This window comes from Rhizobium mayense, from assembly GCF_030272705.1.
GTDB classification, from domain to species: Bacteria; Pseudomonadota; Alphaproteobacteria; order Rhizobiales; family Rhizobiaceae; genus Rhizobium; species Rhizobium mayense.
Genome location: NZ_JARFYM010000017.1, coordinates 108,174 through 130,226, shown reverse-complemented (window position 1 = coordinate 130,226; position 22,053 = coordinate 108,174). Strand labels below are relative to the sequence as shown.

Below are 22,053 nucleotides of genomic sequence, written 5' to 3'. Positions count from 1 at the left end.
TGCGCTGAAGACCGGCCAGGTCGCCGCCCTGAAGTCCACGCAGATCGCAGCCCTCTCCACCGATCAGGTTGCCGCGCTCAACAGCACGCAGATCAAGGCTCTGACCGCTTCCGAAGTGGGTGCTCTGTCCACCGCTGACATCGCAACCTTCTCCACCGACGAGATCCAAGCTCTCACGACCTCGGCCCTGAAAGGCCTGTCTACGGACGACATCTCGTCGCTCTCCAGCGCTCAACTGTACGCTTTCACCACAACGCAGGTGCAGGCACTTGATGCGGGGCAAGTCGCGGCGGTCATCTCCGCCTACGCGGCATACAACTAAATCGGACGGTTTGCGGCGCAGTTTCAGCCGCACCGCAAAGACTTCGGCGTCGCGCGAGAAATCGCGCGGCGCTTTTTTTGTGACACGCGCTGAGCATCCGTAATCGTTTTCGATTCTGCCGCGGTCGCCATCGGGCGGCAGAGGCGCATCATTGCCCCTTTTCGACCGGCCGCCATCATGGTCGGGAGAGCTCAAGAACAACCAGTCCGACGCAAGCTAGCTGCGATAGAAGGCATGACGCTTTCGCTCGTCAGTTCACACCCTCGGCCGCAAGGCCGTCTTGTCGTAGGATGTCCATGACCGTCAATATCGCATCTGTCTCGACTCAAGCCTCACCGCTCATTGGCGTCTTGGACCGCGCGCGGAACCAGCAACTGGCGCTTGGCGAGTTGTTCCAGACTGCCGAAGTCTTGAGCCGCGCCGGAAAACAGCCGCAGGCAGTCGAGCTTTACAAGACCTGGATCGCATTCAACGACACCAATCCTCTGTTGCATCTCGCTTATTTCAACTATGCGGTCTCCGCCAACCAAACCGGCGACGCCGCGGGCGCGATCCACGCGTTGCGCGCATGCTTGAAACTCGATCCGCTGTTCGGGCCGGCGCATATCAACCTCGGCCGCGTCCTGGAAGATTCGGGCCTGAACAATCGGGCCGTCGAACAATGGCAAAGCTTCGCGAAGGCCACTGCCGAAATCACGCCTGACCGTATCGGCTATCGCCTGATGACGCTCCAGCATATCGGCCGCGTTCTCGAAGGCGCCGGCATGCTGGAAGAGGCGGAAGCAGCCCTGTGGCAGGCAATCGAGCTCCAGCCTGGCAAGACCGAGGCGGGCCAACATTGGACGTCACTACGGCAGCGTCAATGCAAGTGGCCGACTCTCGTTCCGTCCGAGCACGTCTCGGCCCGACAGTTGTTAGACGCGATGTCGCCTTTGATACTTGGCTGCTATGCCGATGATCCCCTGTTTCAGCTCGCCAAGGCCTATCGCTATAACAAGTCTCTGATTGGGCGGCCCGACCTCAGCGCCTTCCCGCGGCCGACGCCAAAGCAGAAATCGGGAACGGGAGAACGGTTGCGCGTCGGCTATGTCTCATCGGATTTGCGCGATCATGCGGTCGGTTTCGCGCTCCGGGAAGTTCTGGAGCTGCACGACAAGAGCAGCGTCGAGATCTTCGCTTATTATTGCGGCGAGCCGCGCGCCAACGACGCTACGCAAATGCGGATCAAGAATGCCGTGGATTGCTGGCGCGACATCTATGCGCTCAACGATATCGAAGCGGCAAAGCAAATCCGTGCCGATGAGATCGACATTCTCGTCGACGTCAACGGATACACCAAGCTTGCCCGGACAAAGATCTTCGCCTATCGGCCGGCGCCGGTCATCGTCAATTTCTGTGGCTATCCTGGCTCGATGGGCAGCCCGTTTCACCAATACCTCATTGCCGACGAGCACATTATCCCGCCGGAGAACGAAATCTATTATTCGGAAAAGGTGCTGCGGATTGCCTGCGACCAGCCTATCGACCGCAAAAGGGAGATCGCTCCACGGCCGACCCGCGCGGAAGCCGGCCTGCCGGAGGACGCATTCGTCTATGCCTGCCTCAATGGGATGCAGAAGATCACCGCCAACTGCTTTGCACGCTGGATGACGATCCTTTCCGAAACTCCGGGCAGCGTGCTGTGGCTGCTTGCGGAGGCACAGGACGTGAACGAACGCCTGCGCCGGATGGCCGCGGAAAAAGGCGTGGAACCCGAGCGTCTCATTTTTGCGCCAAAAGCCGCCAATCCGAACCATCTGGCGCGAATTGCTCTTGCCGATCTCTTCCTGGACACCTTCCCCTATGGGGCGCATTCCACTGCGGCCGACGCGATCACCGTTGGCTTGCCAGTCCTCACGGTTTCCGGAAAAAGCTTTGCCTCGCGCTTCTGCGGCAGCATCGTCGCAGCCGCCGGCGTTGCGGAGCTGATCTGCAGCGGGCCGGACGACTACGTCAACCGGGCCATAGCCTTTGCGCACGACCGCGAAAGTCTCGCGACGATCAGGCAATCCCTGCAAAGCCAGCGCGAGACGAGCACGCTGCGCGACATCCCGGCTTTGGCACAGCGCCTCGAGTTTTTGTTTTGGCAGATGCAGAGCGAAATCGAGCGCGGGGAAACACCGGCGCCCGACCTGCAAAATCTTGATGTCTATTATGAGATCGGCGCCGAAATTGTTCTGGAGAATGTCGAATTCGAGGACGACATCGCCTACCGGCGGCGTTACCTCGAAAAGCTGGCCCAATGGAACGATTATGCACCGCTTGCGCGCGACTCCCGTCTGCTGAGTGATCCGACGTCACTCAAGAATTGATTTCCGGCAAATATCCAATCCAAGAGGGCCTCATGACTCCTGTTATACTTGTGACCTTTGCCGGGCGGCAAAAGCGAATGGAGATCCTGACAAAGTATATCCGCAAGGCAATCAATGACGGGATCATTGACGAATGGCACATATGGGATTTCACGCGTTCCACTCAGGATAACGAGTGGGTCACGCGCGAATTCGGCCCGGCGCGATATATGAGACCCGAGGCGCCCTACCAGTTAAAGGGATCGGTCACGGCTCGTTCCTCGTTCCGTACAAACGCGAAAATAGACCACGACCTTCACATTGCCGTTCTCCCGAATGGTGAGGCTGAAAACTATTACGAATTTGTCGTCGGGGGCTGGGTCAATACGCACTCTGTTCTCCGCAGCGTCAAACCCAGCGAGTTGAACAATTTCGCACACAGGAATGAAGCCGCAGTCATTTGGAGCAAATCGACCCCCGGCGTCCTTTCGCCGAGCCTGCCGAACCAGGTGGTCCTCAGCGTCGACTCGGCGGGTATTCCCACGCTTCAGGTCAATGGGGTGATTGTCGGCACGTGGCCTGAACTGAACTTGAGTTCCGGTGCATCCGTGATGGTCCGGGGAGGATGGGGCGCCGATCTCGAGCTTTGCGATGTAAACGCCCCCGTGCGGCGTTATGTCGGAAATCCCAATGAAAAGCTGCCGTACTGGCAGGCTTACGATTACTACGCCAAACGGCTGGAGAAATTTTCCAGCGCGGTATTTCTGAAGTGCGATGACGACATCGTCTATCTGGACATCGAAAAGCTCAACGAATTCATCGAGTTTAGACGAGCCAACCCGAATTATTTCGTCGTCTCCGCGAATGTCGTGAACAATGGCGTGTGTGCCCATTTTCAGCAATTGGGCGGGACACTGCCTGACGAGCTGGGTCATTTTGAACGCCCACCCGGAGGATTCGGCGGAAGTTTGTGGCAAAGCGCCGAACGCGCAACCCAGCTTCACGACTTCTTCCTGGAGAAGAATGACAAGCACCTGCCTTTGCCGAGCAAGGTCGTCGAATGGAAAGAGCGCCAGTCGATCAACTTCATATCCTGGCTCGGGAAAGACCTGCTGCATATGGCCCTGCCGAAAGGCGATGATGAATACGCCCTGACGGTCGATCTGCCAACCTTCCTCGATCGTCCCACAGCCATCTACGCGGATTTTACGGTCAGCCATTTAAGCTTCGGGCCGCAAGAACAAGGACTGGATGTGGATCGCTTGATCAACGCCTATGACGCACTGAGTTCTTCGCGGCTGTAGGCCACTCCCGGCCGGAAGCCTGGATATCGAACATTAAAGCGGGCGGCCCTTTTCCGGCCGCTCTTGTGGCGCGAACGCAAACCCGGATGCGTGAATGAAGCGCCTGCTTGGAGCCACGGCAACCAGCGGCACCGTCAATGCGATCGCCAAAGATGTCATTGGCGACGAAATTGCGTCTTGGTTTGGCTGACGCCCATGCTGTGCCGGCTTGCGCCCTGCATGCCGATGCTAACGAATATTCATCACAGCAAAGACGAACGACCCTGCGGTGACGCATATTGCGAGCGTTGAATAGTAGTCCATGTTGCATCCCCCTTTTCGCACCAATGCGATAAGGAGCCATAATCTTCACAAAAAAGTCGCAAAAATGAACGGATTGCGCACTTTTTCTATCGTCTGGACTCATGCCGTTATCGTGAGGAGGATCTGGCGCGCGTCGTTACTGCCCTAAGGCCTGCTGACAGGTGTATGCCTCTCTTGGGTAGCTTGCCTTTCACCGACTATCATTGTTGACTTCCACCTTCAGTCATCATGCCCGTGTGATGGAGGGGAAGATGGATACATCGCTTGTGGAACGTTTAACCGGGTGCGTGGGACAGATCGAGGAGTTCTCACAGCGCATCTCGCGTATTCAGGCCGGAGAAATCCATCATCAAGCCCAATTCGGTGATGGCCCTTGGGAAGACATCACGGCAATCGTCCTTGCTCACTATGAGCGCTTGCTCGAGGATTACAAATATTTTGCCGAGGATTTGAGACGTCGCATCGACAACGGAGAAAGCTGAGCCGGCTTCAGCCCCAGCTGGGACGCACCTTCGCCGTTCAGCAGGATTTCTCCACCCTTCTGGATGTCAACTTGCCCGGCTTCCTTGCTGGAGATGTTCGACGGCACCGTCAATCTGAACCCAACTATGCTTCGACTGCTCGAAAATCGATTTAGCTGGGGCCGGGCAATTGAAATCGGCTAGCGCCCCAACTGCGACGCCGATCATTGACGGCAGCTTGTCGGCCTTCCAATAGATCGACGAGCCGCAGTTTGGACAAAAATACGTGCGCACCTTTCCGCCGCTTGCCGCATCGCGCGTGAACTCTTTCGCAGTTCCGGAAATGGCGACGCCTTCGACCGGATAAAAAGCACCCGCGCCGAATGGCGCACCGGTTCTCCGTTGGCACTCGATACAGTGACACGCGACAACCAACTTTGGTGCCTCCGGAAGCTCCAATCTGAGAGCGCCGCAACTGCATCGGGCATGAGCCATTGGAATACTCCTTCTTCTAAAGCGAGATCATATGGCGGCGGTCACCGCTGCCTGACGGAATGGCGGCCGCAAAGGCTATCTTCGATCACAGTTCGATAAACTGCATGATCGCCCGGCGATGGCAAACGTCACGCAATCTGTCACGCGACATTCCACTCCCGCTCCGGTAGTCAGTTCCCAATTCGATTTGAGGAGCAGAATGATGTCGACGTCGGTTCTGATTGCTTTGACGATGTCTTCGGCGTTGGCCACGGTAGCGCTGGTGGTGGCGCAGCTTCTTCATTGATTGCGGAGACTTCGGTGATGTCGTTCACCACCTTTGGGTCATATCCCACACACAGACTTCCGCGCGGCGTCCGTTGTCGGTAGCGTTCCAACTATGCGCTGGACGTCTGCGCTAAGCTCGTGACCACGAGCTGTGGCTGCTCGTATTGACCAAAGTAATTTACACGTTGCTTCCTATGTTTGTGGATGGGAAGGACCCACGGCAGGCCCTCCCCGCTGAGCTTTTCGAAACGTCCTATACCGGCCTTAGCGCGTGAGGCCAGCGGCCGCGAGTTCCGCACGGGCGTCGTCAAGTAGCGGCCTGAACTTGGCGTTGTGCAGCAGCAGCATGCCGATCGTCGTGCCAAGCACGGCGCTCGCCCTGATGTCGCTGCGCGAATGTACGCCGCAGATCATTCGGCTTTCTGCGAAGTCTTCGGCGCGGGCCATGACGAGCTGGCCCTTGTTCGGCATCAGATGGGCGAGGATGACGGCCTGAGCATAGGACAGAGTGCCATGCCCGCTGGGATAGGCACGGACTTTCGAGCCGCCCTTGCCTGCCGCCTCGCAAACCTGGATATCGTCGTTGAAGGTCCAGGGCCGGCGCCGCCCGAAATAGACCTTGACCACATCGGCGGCAGCGTCTCGCTCATGCAGCACGGCATCCAGCATCGCGGCGGTCGCGGGAAGCTTGGTGAGATCGAAGCCGATCGGCCCCAGAGTGGGAATCCAGAGCTCGGAGCTCTCGTGCCGGTCATCCCAGACAGCCTGGTCACGACGCGCCTGCGAGGCGGCCTGCTGCATGCGAAGGACCTCAGCCACTTCGGCCTTCTGCTGGTCAGAGCCATCGGCCGGCGGCGGCGCAAGAAGGGTCGCCGGATCGAGGTCATCAGGGGAAAGATATTTTAGAATGTGCGCCGGATTTTGCGGAAGCGGAGCCGGGGCCGGAGGCGTAGCTGCCGCAATTGCCGCGGCTCCGGGATCCGCAGCCGCCGGGGCGGCATTCTGAGCAAAAGAAGGCACGGCGAGGCCTACTACCACCGCCGTCGCAACCGCGAGGCGAGCATATCTGGGCATGACGATTTCTCCTGCAGGGCCAATCGCCTCAGCGATTGTGATCTTGTTGCGAGCTGATGCATCGCCGTCGTGCGAGAACTGACCGGTGGCATTGAAGGACCGACAATAATTCGTAGCGAATGCGACATCGGTTGCTTACGCAGCGTTCATTACAGCGTCGTGACGACACGGGGGTAAGTATGTCGCAGGTCGCGGCGGCAGGCTGCTAGCCGTGCAGATTGCGGAGGCTAGCCTAGACACCAGGAAGGCCGGCTCGCGATAACATTTCAAGGAATCTGGAGTGTAGATGGTCACTGACATAGCGTGGCACAAAACCAGGGCAGACGTTGCTGAGATTGAGATGTGGGAGTTGTGACAGGCAATGATGGATGGCTCGAGAGGCCTCGTCATTGTTTCCGGTTGCCGACGCTGCTGCAGCCCAGTAGAGGGCGCCGCGAACGAAGCCCGGCTTTGTCCTGACCACCCTGCGCGCGACTTCGAGCGCCCGCTGGTCGTCTCCTCCGGCAAACAGAGCCACAACCAGGCTATGGTGACGCCAGAAGTCGATGACATCATGCGTTCCGAGTCGGATTGCCTCGTTGGCCTCACGCACCGCTTCGCTGACCTGTCCGCGTAGTGCAAGGAGGCCCGAAATATCGCCGTGGCTACTCGGATAGTTCGGGTTGAGTCTGATTGCATGTTGGCATTCGGCAATCGCCTCGTCGATACGGCCCGAACCCTCGAGAGCAAATGACAGGATGACCCGGGCGATCTCATCATCAGGTACAGCGCTGACTGCTTCTTCCGCCAATTCGAGCGCATGCTCGATGTGCCCCTCCCGAGGTAGCGCGCCAAACGCTGCAGCCATCGAGATCAAGACAGAAAGCGTGCGTTTGGCGCGGGCATTGTTGGGGCTTAGAGAAAGCGCCTTCTCGGCAATCTCTATCCCGGACAGCAGTGACGGCCGAGTCATCTCGAAATAGTTCATGAGGGCTTCGTTCACCAACCTGCGGACTTCAGGAGGGCCGGGCGGGCTCTTGTCGCGAACTTTCCAATTGGTGAATTGAAGCTCGAGGCTCACCGCCAGGACGACCGACTGCGCGATCCCGTCTTGAAATTCGAGCGTGTCCTCGGCGCCGCCGTCGAACTTCTGGGCCCAGACGGTGCGGCCGTCAACCGCGTCGACAAGCTGGACATTCACCCTCAGCGCTTCGCCCGATCTCTGAATGCTGCCGCTTAGCGTATATCGTGCACGGGGCATTCCCGATAGCTTGCCCTCTTCGCCGGAACTGTTGTTCTCCGCCGGTGAAGGCCCTGAAACTACGACGTAATCGGCGACCTCCGAGAGCGCCGTCGTTATGTCCTGGACGAGCCCCCTGGCGAAAAAATCGTCGCCCGGCTTTCCAGTCAAATTGACGAAATCGGAAACGCAGATGGAAGGATGTGCGGAGCGCTGATCCACGGAAACGCCATTCGGCGGCTGCAGATTTGGCATATTGTCCGGCTGAGACTGCAGAGATTGCCAGAAGACCCGCGTTTCGGGGCTGACATCGACACCGAACTCCTTCTTCAATACATTTCTGCAGGTTTCATATACACGCATGGCCCTGTCTCGCTGACCGCAGGCAATAAGCAGTTCGATCTTCAGCCGATAGGAAGCCTCTCTGGTCGGCTCCATGGCCAACAGCCGGTCAGCCAAGGAAAGCCCGGTTTCCTCATCGACAAGACGGGCCAGTTTCTCGAAGGACTCTAGTGCACGGTTCAAAAGCCTGTCGCGTTCCAACGCGACCCAGTCATCAAACCCTTTGCCTCCCAGGCAGAGCCCTTCGAGGAACGGCCCCGTGTAGTTCGCCAGAGCCTTTTCAAGGTCTTGGGCCGACCGGGCTGAGAGCCCGGCTTCGAACTCCTCGACATCAACTCGAGCAGCGTTTGGCTTGAGGTCGATCGACTCCCTGCCGAAGTGGACAAGATCCACTCCTGCTCGCGATAGATCCTGGCGCAAGATGCTGAGGGTTTGTCTAAGGCTGTTTCGGGAGTGTTCGCTATCGCTGTCATACCATAACAGGTCAGCCAACCTCTCCCGTGTCGCCGCCATGCCGGGGCAGCTTGCAAGATAGGCGACAATAGCCGGGCCCCGCCTCCCCGTCAGCCTAAGGGGACCGGCCGATTCACTTTCGATCCGGAAACCGCCAAAGAGCGAGATCTTGGTTGCGCCGCCGCTGTACTCCCCTCCCATTTTCTCTCCCACCCTCACGAAATTCTAACTCAAAACTAACGCTTTAAGGCCCCAACCAAGCGTTGCCGTGACGGTCAATAATCTATGATTGCTAAATTAGGGCAATCGAGTCAACTCAGGCCTTGGCTCGGGGGGTTACGCGTGTCTGGAACCAGAGCCAATTTGCTGTTGCTGTTTGCAGCCGCTTTGTGGGGATTCGGCAATGTCGCGCAAAAGACGGTGCTTGATCATCTCGACGCGCTGAGCGCAGTGGGCCTGCGCTGTCTGATCGGCGGGCTGCTCGTGCTGCCCTTTGTCCTGACCGAAGGGCGAATGGCGGTCGGGTCGCGCTATTTTCTCAGTTTGGCCAGAGTAGCCGCGCTGTTTGCCGTATCGGTCGCGCTCCAGCAACTCTGCTATCTCGGCGCGACCGTCACCAACGCAAGTTTCCTGATCAGCACGGCGACAGTGATGACACCGCTGGCCGCGTGGCTGCTCATGGGCGAGCATCCAACAATGAACCTCACGGTCGCCGCCATGCTGACACTGGTCGGCACCCTGCTCTTGTCGGGAGGGATCTCCGGTTTCAATAGCGGCGACCTCACTGCCATCATCTCGGCCGCCTGCTATGCAGTTTGGGCTGTCGAGTTGGGGCGGCACATTCAGGCTTATGCCCGTCCGCTGACGGCAGCTGCGGCGCAGTTCCTCGGAGGCGCTGCATTCGCGCTGCCGCTCGGGGCCATCTACGGAAACCCGTCGCTGGCGGCTATGCTCGCGGCTGGCCCCGAACTGATGGTACTCGGCGTATTTTCCACCTCGATCGCTTTCGGCATACAGATTGTCGCCTTGCGCTTCACCTCGGCCAGCCATGCCGCCGTGATTGTCAGCGCCGAAAGCATTTTCGGGGCATTGGGCGGAGCAATCTTTCTCGGCGAGCGGTTCTCCAGCAGCGGAGCATTGGGCGGAGCAATCATCCTCGGAGCGATCCTATCCGTTGCGATGTCGAGCCGGACAACGTCGGCAACGGCGCCAATGCGAGCCGGTTCGATCCAACCCGTCGATGCGGTCCGTGCCTTTGCCGCTGCGCCCGCGGCTAAGGCGGGCGATCCCACCGCCAATTCACGTCATGTGGAGGAATCGGATGGCTGCCAACCGCCGCGGGAGCCGAGGCACCGCCAGATTTCCACCTATTGATCGTTTTAAAAGCTGCAAGTTGTTGAGATGGAGAATGACATGTTCGAAAGCGAGCGTCAGAACGTCGACCCCTTGTGCAAACCGGTCTCCCTTCGCGAACGGGCGCGGCCGATATTCAGGGGCAAAATAGCGGGTCTGACGGAACGGCTGGCCAGTAGACTGGCAGGGCGGGGCAATTCATTGTCAAAGCTGGCTGGAGCGCTCGCGATTTCGGTCTTTTGGGGCCTGCCAGCACATGCTGCCAACGTTGATGCTGCCATCGTATTCGCAGTCGATTACTCGGCGTCAATTGATCCCGACACTGCCGACTTGCAGCGCGAGGGCCATGCCGCAGCATTGACCTCGCCCGAGATCATCAAAGCCATCTCGCAGAACTATTACGGCTGTATCGGCGTGGCTTATTTTGAATGGTCAGGTCGCGGCCACATCCGCACTGTGCTGCCTTGGACGACCATTTGCGGGCCGGAAGATGCAGATGCAGCCGCGGTGGTGATTCGCAAGAAAGGTGATACCGGCTATGTCCGCAGCCGCGGCGGAACATCCATTTCCTCGGCCATCGACGTCGGAAGTCTTCTGCTCGATCAGTTCCCGGGAAAAGCAATGAAGAAAGTGATCGACATCTCGTCCAATGGCGAAAACAATGATGGTCTTCCCGTTCCTCCGAGCCGGTTGAACGCCATCGCCAGGGGATACACGATCAATGCGATCGTCATCCCGCCGGAGAGGGAGAATCCCGAGCAACCGCTGGCATCCTATTTCGCCCGATCCGTCATTGGCGGCCCGCAATCCTTCGTCATAGAATCGACGGGAGCAAAGGACTACGTCACGGCTCTTCGCCGCAAGCTGATCACCGAGTTGGGCATGAACATTGCTGCGCCATCATTCCGAGGGCAGGCAGACTAGGGTGTTTAGTACGGCACGACTTCGGCAAGTTCATACACGGCTTCTTTGAAACAGACGGTCGCAGGGTCGCCAATTCACCACAGGCCAGCGCCTGCTCCGTGGCCGCCAACCCCAGGCGTGCGCGAGCCGGTTCACAAGCCTGGCCACAGCTTTCCCTCACCGTCGGTATTTTGACTCCGACGGTTGCCTTACTTCCACACACTCGCATAGGTCGTTGGCAATCATAAAGAATCATTATTGGGCACCTTTATGAAAACCAAGACATTAGCAGTGCCTGCGCTGCTGCCACTGCCAGCATGTGCAAAGCGTCCCGATGCCATTGTACCGACTGAAATTCCAATAGCCGCTTAATCCAACCTCGATTGCAGCGCGCTTGGCCGTGAGCTCGCGACCGAGCAAGGCAAGCTCACGGCGCTGTCGAAAGATCAGAACAATGCCGCCAATGGCGACGCCTTTGGTGTGTTCCTGGTCGGCGTACCAATGTCGAGCCTGGCAGGCGGTGACAAAGAGCGCCTCGTTTCGGTGGAGAAGGGAAAAGTCATCTCGATTCAGAACACGATGAAGGCCAAGGGTTGCAAACAACCTCGCGCCTGTCTCGACGGAGTTCCGAACGCCTTCGCTAAAGTTGTTGACGTTCCTGCGGAGGCTAACCCGCCATCGGAGTGTGGCGGGCCGAAGCTGTCGCTATTTGGCAGCGTTTCGATCAAAAATACGGCGAACGGCAAACCGCTCTTTCGCCGACACGCGGTACAAAGGTGTTGTCTGACACGCGATAGGTCCGCCATCTGTTCGCGCACCATTCAACGTGCCGAGCCGGAAGACCGTTTACTCGCGCGGGTGGCGCGTGTCGCACCGGCGCGGGACGGGCCGCAGCAGCGCCTATCACCGCCCCGGCAGTGAAGGCGGCAGCCGGATACCACCAGCCATTCGAGCTACGTCGATAGCCACGCCGCTGATATCGACTGCCACGATAGCCGTGATACCAGCGATTGGAACGACGGCGGTAAGTTGGGCGACGATTCTGGTTGGTTCGGCGACGAGCCTGGTCACTTCCACGATACTGCACCGGCGTCGCCTTGCTCGAAACTTCCGGAACCGTCAGTGTTACGATGGGGAATGCGTAGGCGTCACCGACACCTACGAGCGCGGTCGATACAGCAACAAATGCAACCGCCAGCTTTTTCATCTGCTATCTCCTTCGGTCTGGCCTTTGGGAAACGGACACAACCCGAGGGAAAGTATACCTCTAATTTAGTAGTTCAATGTCTCCCAATACCTTCGGGCGAAAAATAATTTCGCAAGAGAGAGGACATGACAAGGAAAAGGGGATGCACGCAGCGGGCCTCAGCGCAAATTCGATTCTTATCGCCGGTTCGCTGCCCCCAAGGAACCGTTAACGTGCGCCTCGTTTACAGTTGCGTACTCCCAACGGCAGCAAACGGCGGGTTGAGTTAAAATCCAATGGATCAGTCCTTGCCATCGATGGAGGCTTCCGTGAGCATCGTCGACGTCTTCGCATGGATCGGCGGATCGATCCCGTGTCCTATCAGGCAAAACTTGATGCATTGAAGGCCAAGCTCGCACTCGGCCAGCTCCGCGTATCGGAGACAACGGAGCTCCGTGCGAGAGGTACTGGCCGTGCTGACGACGTCGAACAGGCGCAGGTGGAAGTAGAGCAATTGCGGGCGGGGATCGCTGAGGCCAAATGGAACCTCGACAAAACTGTCGCTCTCACCCCCGCCGACGGATGCGTGACGAACCTTGCGCTTCGAAAAGGTGCGCTTGTTGCCAATCTCCCGCTAACGCTGGTCATGGCCTTCATCGACTCAGCGGAAACCATTATCGGCGTCGAGATACCGCAGATCGATGCCCGATACGTCGACACCGGGCAACCGGTTGAAGTCAACTTTAAATTCATTCCAGGCAAGATCTACACCGGGCAGGTCGAAAGTGTTTTGCAGGTTGTCGTCAGTGGCCAGACTCAGATTTCGGGAACGGCCGTCAATTCAAGAGCGATCCAAAGTCTGCCGCTCGTCATCCGCGTGAAACTCGACGACACCGACGTCGCCGATCAACTTGCGGCTGGAAGCACAGCGAAGCTGCGATCCACACCAATCATGTCAAGGCGGCGCACTTCATTTGCCGGGTCCTTTTGCGGCAAATCGCCATCATCAACAGCGTCAATCCATTCTAGCGGCTGTTGTTTGACACACACTATGCGAAGATCCGGGATTATCTGGGAAAAGACGGGAAGTATCGAAAAAGGCCGCGAAATCAAGGCGTTCGGTGGCAGCTTCCGACATTGCACGCCATCCAGTTTTGACACGGCCTTCGGCGGATAAGTCGCCGAGGCGGCCGCGCCGGCGGTGGCTGGAGCCAAAACTTCAAGGCGGCCCGTAAACACACTTTAAAACGCCCTCACGCGACTTTAAAGCATTGATAAATCGACATTGGGCCGACTTTGAGGGTTTGGCGGTTGGCATCGATCGGCGACCGCTCAGCCGGCGATTTTCTAATTTGAAGATGCAAACGCCTTGCATCTTCGCGATTTTCCGCTCTTTTCCTAACGAAATCAGTCTCCTAAAGCCACCGATGCGGCTTCCGAACCTGCAAGCGGCCCTTTCACCGCCATTCTCGGCAGGCACTCAATCGCTTTTTGATTGAGCTTATAAGCGATATCGTTTATAAATATAACCGATATCGCTTATTCCGACCAAGGAGCCTAAATTGACTAACTTTCCGATATCGGTTAGTTCCCGCCGTATGGGTCGTCCGCCACTCAAAGTGAAACCTACACTCGTACGTCTGCCGGAAGGCATGGCGGAGCGAATTGACGCCCTGGTCGGCAAGAATAATCGCGCGGATTTCATTCGCACTGCTGTCGAAAAAGAGCTTGAGCGCATCGAGCGCGAAGCGGAAGAGCCGTCCGAATCTTGAGCCGTACCATCGGGAATGGTGCGCTTTTTCTCAACCTATGACTTTTTGAGGCACTCCCACACTCGCCACTTGCGAGCGCACATGAGGCCCATTACCTAATCCGAAATGATTAATTTGCCGGGGAATTTTTATGAAATCGTAATGCGTAGCGGCGTGTTCTTGCTGCCATCCTGACGCCGTGGGCGTCATTTTTTTTGTCTTCGATCGACCGATCCGGTTGTCCCGACCTCATGCAAGCCGGGCGCGATCGCCTATTCTGTCAACTCCAACTGATCCAAGCGCGGCTTGACGATCATGAGGCCGAGCGTTTGCCGGAACCGGGCTGGTTCGTTGCCTCTCGCAGCCTCTCCTTCAATTCGTTCCCCAAAACCGGAATTGCCGCCTCCACTATTGCTCTGTCTCGCACATCAACGACCCGTCCCAATAGGTCATTGTACATTTCGGCGGCAATGACAGCGAGCTTATGCGGAGGCGTTTTAAGGTGTGCCGCCCGGTGCACCATCTCGACATTTTTATAGATGATTTCGAGCAGCTCCGGGTCCATGACCCGCTTCGGAGCTGGCGCTTTGCTCGGATCAGAGAACATTTCGCCCTCGCCCGATATAATCCAAAGGACGTTAGCGCCAAATATACTTTTGTAGGCAGCCAAAGCGGACGCGCTCGGCTCCGACTCTCCCCTCTCGTACGAAGCTAGCGTGCTTTTCCCGACACCGATCTTTGCGGCAACCTCGTCTCGATCAGGCTCACCAATTGCCCTCCGTAGCTCTCGCAATCGGGCGGCAAGAGGCGTTTTCGGCTCACTTTCTGGACGCGCCAATTCTCTACCCCAATAAAACAGATTTCCGCTTTACAAAAACGGATTTCAGTTTTATTCCTTTCTGTGTTCGCAGATTTCTACACCCCAAAAAAGGAGGTCGGCCAGGACCTCCCTTCTGGAAGGATTACTTTATGCATTCTGATACCATTACCGGCAAGATTAGCCGTGCCGAGCGCAAGCGTCTCGACGAGGTTAGTCGCATTAAAAGCAAGCTGATCGTCGCGAAGCTCACACTCGCGAAGATCGACGAGGTATATGGCCTCCCCGCCGGAACGGCCGGCAATGCCGTTCACGAGCCGCACCTTGCCGGCGAGCGCGCGATCGCCGCCGCACTCAATACGCGGCCGGAATTGCTGTGGTTCTCCCGCTATTTCGCCGATGGCACCCGCAGGACGCCGCAGCCGTCCGAGAATTATCGCCACGGCCGTCGCACTGCCACCGCACGCGAGGCCGCGTGATGGCCGCTATCGGTTTTGATGATTCGGAGCTTGCTCGCCTCGGCGCCGAGCTTCGCCGGCAGCGCTTAAGAAGCCTCATCGCCCTTTGCGACGAGTGCCGCCGTCCGATACACACCGAACAGACCTCGCTCGTCGATGTCGGGGAAGCTATTCCTCCGGCTCCGAATACAGCTCCACAACCCGCTCCGGATACAACGGGCTCTTTCCTTGGCCGCCTGCGTAAATCCAATCGTGCTGCGCCTTTCGCAGCGTGTAAATCTCCGGCTTCAGCCCAAAGCGCTTTTCCCATTCTGCGGTGCATAGCCGCGCTTCTGAGGCGTGGAAATCGATGATCTTCCCGTCCTCTTCCGCAATCTTGTCGGCCAGCTCGGCGCGGTATTCCGCCCGCAACAAAGCGCCGGCGATGTCTTCCCCCCGTAGCGCCCCGCGCGCCTTCAGCGCGTCGACCAGCTCCATCAGCAGCATCCTGTTGACCTCGATTTCAGCCGCCGTCTTGGCATCGGTACCCTCCATCTCGCAGTCCTTCTGTCGTTCGATGGGCTCACGCTCTCCGAAATCGTCGCCTTCGCCAATGCCCAAAATTCACGGCGAAATCGACAGCGCTTTACCGCTTCTGGCGCCTGTCCCCCTGCGCCGAGCAGCCGAAACCTCGCTGATGAGTTCAGTGTTCGCGGGCGTTTCGGCTGCCCTTTCTAGCAACCTTAAGCTTGTTGGAGGCTTTCGCTCATGATCAATCCCTACTCCGAAGAAGAACGGCTGCAGGCCATGATTTCGGCCTGCTATCGTGCCAGCCGGGCGCACTTCAACCACCTGCCGCTGCGCCACATCATCAACCCGCCGCAGGACATGTTCGACGCCAAGCTGGCCCGCCAGGTGGCCATACATCTTTTGAACGTCGAGTTTGTCATTCCGCGCCGCCGCCTGGTCAAAACGCTCGGTATCGCCCGCTGGACCGTCATGCAGGCCGTCCGCGTCGTCGACAGCCGCCGCATCGATCCAGTCTTCGAGCGAGCCTACGAGCGCATTGCAGAGCGGTCGAAGGAGTTCTTTCAGACCGCGCTCTTCGAAGCGGCAGACAGGGACGCAGCATAATGGCTGAGTTCATCCGCGCTATCATCGCAGACATCCATATCGGCGAGCGTCTCCGGCCGATCGACCAGGAATATGCCGAGGCGATCGCCGCCTCCATGGCGGAAATGGGTCAGATCAGCCCGATTATGATCCGCAAGACGCCGGCCAAGAACAAGGGCACGACGCCCTATACCCTGGTTGCCGGCGGCTATCGCACCACGGCCGCCAAGCTGCTCGGCTGGACCGAAATCGACGCCATTGTCGTCGCAGCCGACCAGGTCGACGCGCAGCTGCTCGAAATCTCCGAAAATCTCTACCGCAACGAGCTGAACGCGCTCGATCGCGCCATCTTTGTCATGAAGTACCGCGAGCTGTGGGAGGAAAAGCATGGCAAGATCAAGAGCGGCCGGCCGGAAAAACAGGGCAACGATTGCCCTGTTTTTTCAAGCGGCCGGGAATTGTCGGAGCGAGTGCAGGAGCGCCTCGGCATCGGCGAACGCACATATAAATATGTGACGCAGATCGGCCAGAAGCTCGACCCAACACTTCGCCAGGCCGTGCGCGGTACTGGAGCCGAGACCGACCAGTCTCTCCTTCTCAAGCTCGCCAAGCTCTCCCGCGACGAACAGGTCAAGGTCGCCGCCGCCCTTCGCGAGAACCCTGATGTAAAACCGGTTCTGCAGTGGCTCAAAGGTCCGCAGCCGGCCGTCGATCTGCAGGACGAGATTTTCAGCAAGGTGATCACCCTGCTCGAAAAGGCTGACGACGCCACGCTGCGGCGTGTGCTCGACCATGTCGGCGGTAAGCGGGACTTCTCCTTCCTGGAGGCCGCCGAATGAAGATCGATCCCGCACAGCTCGATTTCTTCGTCGAGCAGCTCTTCCCGGTTCGTCTCGCTGCCGACAAGATCGATATCGACCGCTTCCGCGCCAAGCTTAAGCGCGAGATGGCCCGTGCTATCCGCGAATGCCCCTACGACCGGCCGACGATCGCCACCCGCATGGCGTACTACCTCGGTCTGCCCGCCGTCAGCAAAGCCGCGCTTGATGCCTATACGGCCGAGAGCAAAACGACCCACGACATCAGCATCACGCGCTTCAAGGCCTTTGTCCGCGCCACCGGCGCCGTCTGGCTCTGGGATGTCGTGGTCTCGGACGACGGTCTTCTTCTTCTCGAAGGCGACGAAGCGCGCCTGGCCGAAATCGCCTACCGCCAACAGAAAATCCGCAAGGAACAGGCCGAGCTGAAGGCTCTGCTCGCCACTCCCGTCAGCCTCAAGAGAGGGCGCAAATGAAGAAAGAGTGGTTCACCTCGGCGGAACTGGCGGACGCGAAGCTTCCAGGCATGCCGCACACCCGCCAGGGCGTTGAAAACTTCATCGCCAAGGCCGGGGTGCGGTCGACGGCCTTGGCCCGCCAGCGCGAAGGCCAAGGCGGCGGCTTCGAATACCACTATCGCTTCCTGCCGTCGCAGGCGCGGCAGAAGCTCGCTTTCATGAACGCCGACCTACCGGCCGAGCGAACGGACGTTTCAAAGGGCCTTTGGGCCAAGTTTGAAGCCCTGACGAACGACCACAAAGCCATCTGCCGCAAACGCCTGGACACCCTCGTCGAGGTCGAAGAGATGAAGCGATCGGGCATCAAGGCCGAGGACGCCATCAAGCACGTCTGCCGCAAGGCAGCGATCGACCGCGCCACCCTCTATCGCTGGCGCGAAATGGTCGAAGGCCATGCTCGCCAGGATTGGCTTGCTGCCCTGGCGCCGAGCTTTTCCGCCGCCGCCGACGGCATGGTCGCCGAAGTCTCCGAATGCCACGAGGATGCGTGGAATGTCCTCGCATCCGACTTCCTGCGCGCCGAGGAACCGGCCTTCTCCGCCTGCTATCGCCGCATGAAGAAGCTCGCCGGCAAGAAGGGATGGGCGCCGATCCCGTCAGAGCGCACCCTTCGCCGCCGCATGGATATCCTTGTGCCGAAAGCAGCCCAAATACTGGCTCGCAAGGGGCCGGATGCCGCCAAGAAGCTGTTCCCGGCCCAGAGGCGCTCGGTTGCCCACCTGCAGGCCATGCAGGTCACCAATACGGACGGTCACAAGCTCGATATTCATGTCGATATCGACGGGCGCACCACTCGTGTTTTCCTGATCGGTATTCAGGACGTCTATTCCCGCAAGGTGCTGTCTTGGGTCATCAGCGAGGCGGAAACGTGGGAAGCGGTCCGGACTTCGATCGGCAATATGGTCGAGGTGCATGGCATTCCCGAACATCTCTACATGGATAACGGCCGAGCCTTCGCCAGCAAAAAGATTTCGGGCGGAGCAAAGAGGCGCCATCGGTTCAAAATTACCGAAGACGAGGTCGCAGGCCTCCTGAAGACGCTCGATATCGAAGGCCATTTCGTAAAGCCCTATAGCGGCCAGTCCAAGCCCATCGAACGTGCATGGCGGGACCTGGCGGAGAATATCGCCAAGCACCCGGCGATGGCCGGCGCCTATACCGGCCGCAGCACGCAGCACAAGCCGCACAATTATGGTGAGCGCTCCGTCAGCCTCGCCGAGTTGCAGGCGCATGCCGCCATGTGCATCGACGATCACAATGCGCAGGCCGGCCGCAAGACTGAGATGGCCAAGGGCCGCAGCTTCGACGAGGTCTTCGCCGAGAGCATGGCCGATCCGGCGAACCTCGTCCGCTTCGCCAGCGAATACCAGCGCTCCCTCTGGATGCTCACGGCCGAGACGGTCACGGCGCGGAAGCCAGACGGCGCGATCCATCTTTTCGACAACCGCTATTGGGCCGGCGAACTCAACCAGTGGATCGGCAAAAAGCTGGCCGTCCGGTTCGACCCTTCCGACCTTCACGCATCGGTCAAGGTCTACGATCCGCAGGGCCGCTTCCTCTGTGACGCCGCTTGTGTCGACAGCACCGGTTACGATTGCGCCTCGGCGGCGCGCGAGATCGCCCGCGCCCGCAAGCTCAAGAGCCGTGACGACAAGGCAGCGCTCGACAGCGCTCGCCGCCTCTCCGCCCTGGAGTTGAAGGAGCTGATGGGCCGCTCGGACAAGGAGCCGGCGCCAAAACCGGCCCGGCCGACCGTCACCCGCCTCATCACCAAGTCGCCGGTCGCGGTCAAGCCAGCGCCGGTCGAAGCCGAGGAAAACGAGTTTGAAGACAGTTTTGCGCGCGGTCTCTCCCGCCTTGCCGGCGGCGACAGCGCGATCATCCCATTCCCTTCGGGGAATACCACGCGCGGCATGAAAGCCGGGCGAAAAAGAGCCGAGCAGTAATGAGTACGGTTCCGGCAACAAAAAGGGGCTCGCCAGTGAAGCGAGCCCCAAAAAACAACCTGTAAGGAACCTATATATGACGAAACCCGTGAATGTAAATGGCGGTTGGGACATCCCGCAGCCGTCGTCTCAGTTTCTCGCCAAGCACCCGGCACCCGATGTCGAGGTCTGGCGGAAGCTTATTATGCGCGTCATCGACGCGGCTACTTCCAATGGCTGGAGCAAGACGGAAGTCGGCCGCCGCGCGGGCATGAAGGATGGCACCTTCTCGCAGTGGAGCAATGGCGTCTACCTCGGCACCCTCGCGAACCTCAATGAGACCGTGCACTTCTGGCTTGAGGCGCTAGCGGAAGGCGCCAGCATCGCCGCCAGCGTGCCGGTCTCGCCGAATTTCGTGAAGACCGCTACCGGCGCCGACGTCTACAACGTCTTGCTCTTCACCCAGATCACGGCGGGCTTCACTGCGGTCACCCTCCCTTCCGGTTTTGGTAAAACGACGGCTGCACGGCACTTCTGCAACAGCCGGCCGTACGCATGGATCGCGACGATCAGCCCGAACACGAAGACCACGCACGGCATGCTGACCGAGCTTGCCTCCGAACTGGACGTGCAGGAGTTCAATCCCGCTCGCCTGGTCCGCGCGATCGGCAGGAAGCTCAACCGTAACGGCGAAGGCACGCTGCTCATCGTCGATGAGGCGCAGAACCTCGTTCCCGATGCGGTCAATCAGCTGAGGCACTTTGTCGACATCTACCGCTGTGGCGTCTGCCTCATGGGCAACGAGGACACGGCCCTCGCCTTCCTGAAGGACAAAGGTTCGGTCGCCAGCCGCGCACAGGTCGCTACCCGCTTCGATCGTCGCCTGAAACGAGAGCGCGATCCGGTCGGCGACGCCGACATGCTGATCGGCGCCTGGGGCATCACCGACGAGGACTGCATCAAGTTCCTTCACGGCATCGCCACCAAGCCCGGCGCGCTGCGCAACATCGACCGGACAATCAAGGCCGGGATGATGAACGCCCTTGGCGACGGCGTCGATCTGACGATGAAGCACCTAGTCGCCGCGTGGCGCAACCGCGATCTCGGAGACCTGCAATGACGGCAGCGCTTAAACTCAGCGAAGGTCTCTCGACGCTGATGCAGCGTTGCCACGCCTTTGCCGAGGTGGCCGATAACGAGGTCATCACCGTGACTGCTACGGAAGCTCGGCACCTCTTCAAGGTGTTCGAGCTGATGCACTCGCTTTCGATCGACATGGAGATCGAGCTGGCCTGCTTCCGCGACATGGAAGCGGGCCGTGAAATCCGCAGAGCCACCGAAGCCGCCGCGACGGACAGCCTTTCCGAGCTGCTCGACGACGGCGGCGGCAAAATCATCCGACCCAATTTCGGGAACAAGCCGCAATGACCAATGCAACACATCAATCTGTACGGAGTGAGGACATGGTGCATGAGACTTTGAGGTGCCTTCGCGGCTGGTTGGCCGGCTACCGCGAAACTGGCGTCACGATGGACGGCGAGGCGGTTTCCGCTCTCATCAAGCTGACGCTGTTTTACGACGCACAGTTCACCATCCTGCAGTCGCGTTTGGCAGGCGCGGCGGTACCGATCGAGCCCGGCGGCAACGTCGTCGACCTTAGACCCTATCTCGCCAAAGGCAGCGGTGCCCAGATCGGAGACGCCCGATGAAATCGGCCGGCTCCATCATGTTGCAGATCCCAGGCGAAACCGGCGACAGCCCGATCCAGCATTTCTTTCTCGTCAAGGCGGAGCGGCCTCTTGCCGCCCCGCCTACGGCTTCCCGCCCGCCATACGTCGAAGCCGCCATCGTCGAGGTCATCAAGGCCTTCACGCGGCTTGAAGACTCCCACAACAGCCGCAGCGAGCGCGCCGCTCGCTTCGCTCTAGAACGCGCGGCGCGAAAGCTTCGCCTCGCCCACGCTTCCGACAAACCCTTCCCGAAAAAAGGATAACGACCATGGATGCAGTCATTCTCGAAGAAAAACAGGCGACGGGCACCACTGTCGTCAAGGGCAAGGAATACGTCACCAATGCCGAAGGTGGCCTGACGCCTCTCGCCCTGGTGAAGGCAGAGGACTTTCTGGAAGATCAGATGGTCCGCAAGATCATCGGCTTTGCCAAGCCGCTTTCGGCCGAACTTGCCCGCTTCAAAAAGCACACCAGAGCGGACATCGCCGAGTTCGACCGTCTCCTCGAAGCCCAATACGGCCTGGTCAAACGCGGTAGAGCAGGCGCCGGAAACCAGAAGTACCGCACGATCGACGGGCTGATGACCGTCGAAACGCGCGTCAACAAGCTGATCGAGTTCGGGCCTCAGTTGCAGGTCGCCAAGGGCCTGATTGACGAATGCCTCAATGAGTGGACGGAAGACGGCCGCGCGGAAATCCGCGGCCTCGTCACCCGTGCCTTCAATGTCGACCAGGCCGGCAAAATCAGCAAGGACGCCGTGTTCGAGCTGTTCAAGATCGAAAGCGACGATCCGCGATGGGTGCGAGCCATGGAGGCCATCAACGCGGCCGTGCGTGTGATCGGCTCGAAGGAGTACCTGCATTTCAGCTTCCGCGAGAGCCACGAGTCCGAATGGATCCGCATCTCGCTCAATATCGCTGATGCGTGAGGAG

Annotated in this window: 23 protein-coding genes and 2 pseudogenes; 18 read left to right on the top strand and 7 right to left on the bottom strand. The window is 59.1% G+C overall.

Translation table 11 applies throughout. The features are described 5' to 3' along the window. From PY649_RS20570 to PY649_RS20555, 4 genes and pseudogenes are all read left to right on the top strand, one after another. Window positions 1–322: pseudogene (locus tag PY649_RS20570) on the top strand (ice nucleation-like protein); the annotation flags it as partial. Between the two features lie 296 nt (window positions 323–618). After that, the gene (locus PY649_RS20565) at window positions 619–2,673 is read left to right on the top strand and encodes an O-linked N-acetylglucosamine transferase, SPINDLY family protein (RefSeq protein ID WP_285870497.1); all 2,055 of its coding nucleotides are present in this window, start codon (window positions 619–621) and stop codon (window positions 2,671–2,673) included. Window positions 2,674–2,705: 32 nt separating this feature from the next. Continuing rightward, window positions 2,706–3,956, top strand: coding sequence for a DUF6250 domain-containing protein (locus PY649_RS20560; protein ID WP_285870495.1), 1,251 nt, complete (start codon window positions 2,706–2,708; stop codon window positions 3,954–3,956). A 554-nt stretch (window positions 3,957–4,510) separates the two neighbouring features. Then, window positions 4,511–4,741 (top strand): hypothetical protein, encoded by a 231-nt coding sequence (locus tag PY649_RS20555; protein WP_285870494.1) that lies wholly within the window; start codon window positions 4,511–4,513, stop codon window positions 4,739–4,741. Between the two features lie 66 nt (window positions 4,742–4,807). Here PY649_RS20555 and PY649_RS20550 read toward each other — a convergent pair whose 3' ends face one another. From PY649_RS20550 to PY649_RS20540, 3 genes are all read right to left on the bottom strand, one after another. Then, window positions 4,808–5,215 (bottom strand): GFA family protein, encoded by a 408-nt coding sequence (locus PY649_RS20550; protein ID WP_285870493.1) that lies wholly within the window; start codon window positions 5,213–5,215, stop codon window positions 4,808–4,810. 531 nt (window positions 5,216–5,746) lie between these two features. Beyond that, window positions 5,747–6,556 carry a phosphatase PAP2 family protein gene (locus PY649_RS20545; RefSeq protein WP_285870492.1) on the bottom strand — a complete coding sequence of 270 codons (810 nt, stop codon included), beginning with the start codon at window positions 6,554–6,556 and terminating at the stop codon, window positions 5,747–5,749. A gap of 232 nt (window positions 6,557–6,788) precedes the next feature. Continuing rightward, entirely contained in the window at window positions 6,789–8,771 is a 1,983-nt protein-coding gene (locus PY649_RS20540) for a BTAD domain-containing putative transcriptional regulator (protein WP_285870491.1), read from the bottom strand. 141 nt (window positions 8,772–8,912) lie between these two features. Between PY649_RS20540 and PY649_RS20535 the strand changes: the two genes are divergently transcribed. Both PY649_RS20535 and PY649_RS20530 read left to right on the top strand, forming a co-directional pair. Next, window positions 8,913–9,944 (top strand): DMT family transporter, encoded by a 1,032-nt coding sequence (locus PY649_RS20535; RefSeq protein WP_285870489.1) that lies wholly within the window; start codon window positions 8,913–8,915, stop codon window positions 9,942–9,944. A 39-nt stretch (window positions 9,945–9,983) separates the two neighbouring features. Beyond that, entirely contained in the window at window positions 9,984–10,847 is an 864-nt protein-coding gene (locus tag PY649_RS20530; RefSeq protein WP_285870488.1) for a DUF1194 domain-containing protein, read from the top strand. Between the two features lie 703 nt (window positions 10,848–11,550). On the opposite strand, the gene PY649_RS20520 is transcribed toward PY649_RS20530, so the two are convergent. After that, window positions 11,551–12,033: a BA14K family protein gene (locus tag PY649_RS20520; protein ID WP_285870487.1), complete on the bottom strand. Its 483-nt coding sequence runs from the start codon at window positions 12,031–12,033 to the stop codon at window positions 11,551–11,553. Between the two features lie 352 nt (window positions 12,034–12,385). On the opposite strand from PY649_RS20520, the gene PY649_RS20515 reads away from it, so the two are divergent. Together PY649_RS20515 and PY649_RS20510 are read left to right on the top strand one after the other, a co-directional pair. Continuing rightward, complete coding sequence (locus PY649_RS20515; RefSeq protein ID WP_349644436.1) at window positions 12,386–13,189, top strand: HlyD family secretion protein; 804 nt, start codon at window positions 12,386–12,388, stop codon at window positions 13,187–13,189. A 385-nt stretch (window positions 13,190–13,574) separates the two neighbouring features. Beyond that, entirely contained in the window at window positions 13,575–13,784 is a 210-nt protein-coding gene (locus tag PY649_RS20510) for a ribbon-helix-helix domain-containing protein (protein ID WP_285870486.1), read from the top strand. A gap of 292 nt (window positions 13,785–14,076) precedes the next feature. Here PY649_RS20510 and PY649_RS20505 read toward each other — a convergent pair whose 3' ends face one another. Together PY649_RS20505 and PY649_RS35175 are read right to left on the bottom strand one after the other, a co-directional pair. Continuing rightward, on the bottom strand, window positions 14,077–14,328 hold the full coding sequence (locus PY649_RS20505; RefSeq protein ID WP_285870485.1) for a hypothetical protein: 252 nt from the start codon (window positions 14,326–14,328) through the stop codon (window positions 14,077–14,079). 90 nt (window positions 14,329–14,418) lie between these two features. Continuing rightward, window positions 14,419–14,556 (bottom strand): annotated as a pseudogene (locus PY649_RS35175) (helix-turn-helix domain-containing protein); the annotation flags it as partial. A gap of 176 nt (window positions 14,557–14,732) precedes the next feature. Here PY649_RS35175 and PY649_RS20500 point away from each other — a divergent pair. After that, entirely contained in the window at window positions 14,733–15,059 is a 327-nt protein-coding gene (locus tag PY649_RS20500; protein ID WP_285870484.1) for a helix-turn-helix domain-containing protein, read from the top strand. A gap of 147 nt (window positions 15,060–15,206) precedes the next feature. Here PY649_RS20500 and PY649_RS20495 read toward each other — a convergent pair whose 3' ends face one another. Then, window positions 15,207–15,572 (bottom strand): hypothetical protein, encoded by a 366-nt coding sequence (locus PY649_RS20495; RefSeq protein ID WP_285870483.1) that lies wholly within the window; start codon window positions 15,570–15,572, stop codon window positions 15,207–15,209. A 213-nt stretch (window positions 15,573–15,785) separates the two neighbouring features. On the opposite strand from PY649_RS20495, the gene PY649_RS20490 reads away from it, so the two are divergent. The 9 genes from PY649_RS20490 (at window position 15,786) to PY649_RS20450 (ending at window position 22,049) form a co-directional block, all read left to right on the top strand. Beyond that, window positions 15,786–16,151, top strand: a complete 366-nt coding sequence (locus PY649_RS20490) for a hypothetical protein (RefSeq protein ID WP_285870481.1) — start codon at window positions 15,786–15,788, stop codon at window positions 16,149–16,151. Then, complete coding sequence (locus tag PY649_RS20485) at window positions 16,151–16,969, top strand: ParB N-terminal domain-containing protein (protein ID WP_285870480.1); 819 nt, start codon at window positions 16,151–16,153, stop codon at window positions 16,967–16,969. Before PY649_RS20490 ends, PY649_RS20485 begins: the two co-directional genes overlap by 1 nt. Further along, window positions 16,966–17,424 (top strand): hypothetical protein, encoded by a 459-nt coding sequence (locus PY649_RS20480; RefSeq protein WP_285870479.1) that lies wholly within the window; start codon window positions 16,966–16,968, stop codon window positions 17,422–17,424. Before PY649_RS20485 ends, PY649_RS20480 begins: the two co-directional genes overlap by 4 nt. After that, window positions 17,421–19,412: a transposase domain-containing protein gene (locus PY649_RS20475; protein WP_285870478.1), complete on the top strand. Its 1,992-nt coding sequence runs from the start codon at window positions 17,421–17,423 to the stop codon at window positions 19,410–19,412. The genes PY649_RS20480 and PY649_RS20475 overlap by 4 nt, the downstream gene beginning before the upstream one ends. Before the next feature lie 76 nt (window positions 19,413–19,488). Continuing rightward, window positions 19,489–20,511, top strand: a complete 1,023-nt coding sequence (locus tag PY649_RS20470; protein ID WP_285870477.1) for an AAA family ATPase — start codon at window positions 19,489–19,491, stop codon at window positions 20,509–20,511. After that, window positions 20,508–20,819, top strand: a complete 312-nt coding sequence (locus PY649_RS20465) for a hypothetical protein (RefSeq protein WP_285870476.1) — start codon at window positions 20,508–20,510, stop codon at window positions 20,817–20,819. Before PY649_RS20470 ends, PY649_RS20465 begins: the two co-directional genes overlap by 4 nt. Next, window positions 20,816–21,100, top strand: coding sequence for a hypothetical protein (locus PY649_RS20460; RefSeq protein ID WP_285870475.1), 285 nt, complete (start codon window positions 20,816–20,818; stop codon window positions 21,098–21,100). The genes PY649_RS20465 and PY649_RS20460 overlap by 4 nt, the downstream gene beginning before the upstream one ends. Next, entirely contained in the window at window positions 21,097–21,384 is a 288-nt protein-coding gene (locus PY649_RS20455; protein WP_285870474.1) for a hypothetical protein, read from the top strand. Before PY649_RS20460 ends, PY649_RS20455 begins: the two co-directional genes overlap by 4 nt. A gap of 5 nt (window positions 21,385–21,389) precedes the next feature. Continuing rightward, on the top strand, window positions 21,390–22,049 hold the full coding sequence (locus tag PY649_RS20450) for a DUF3164 family protein (RefSeq protein WP_285870473.1): 660 nt from the start codon (window positions 21,390–21,392) through the stop codon (window positions 22,047–22,049). Window positions 22,050–22,053: the final 4 nt, after the last annotated feature.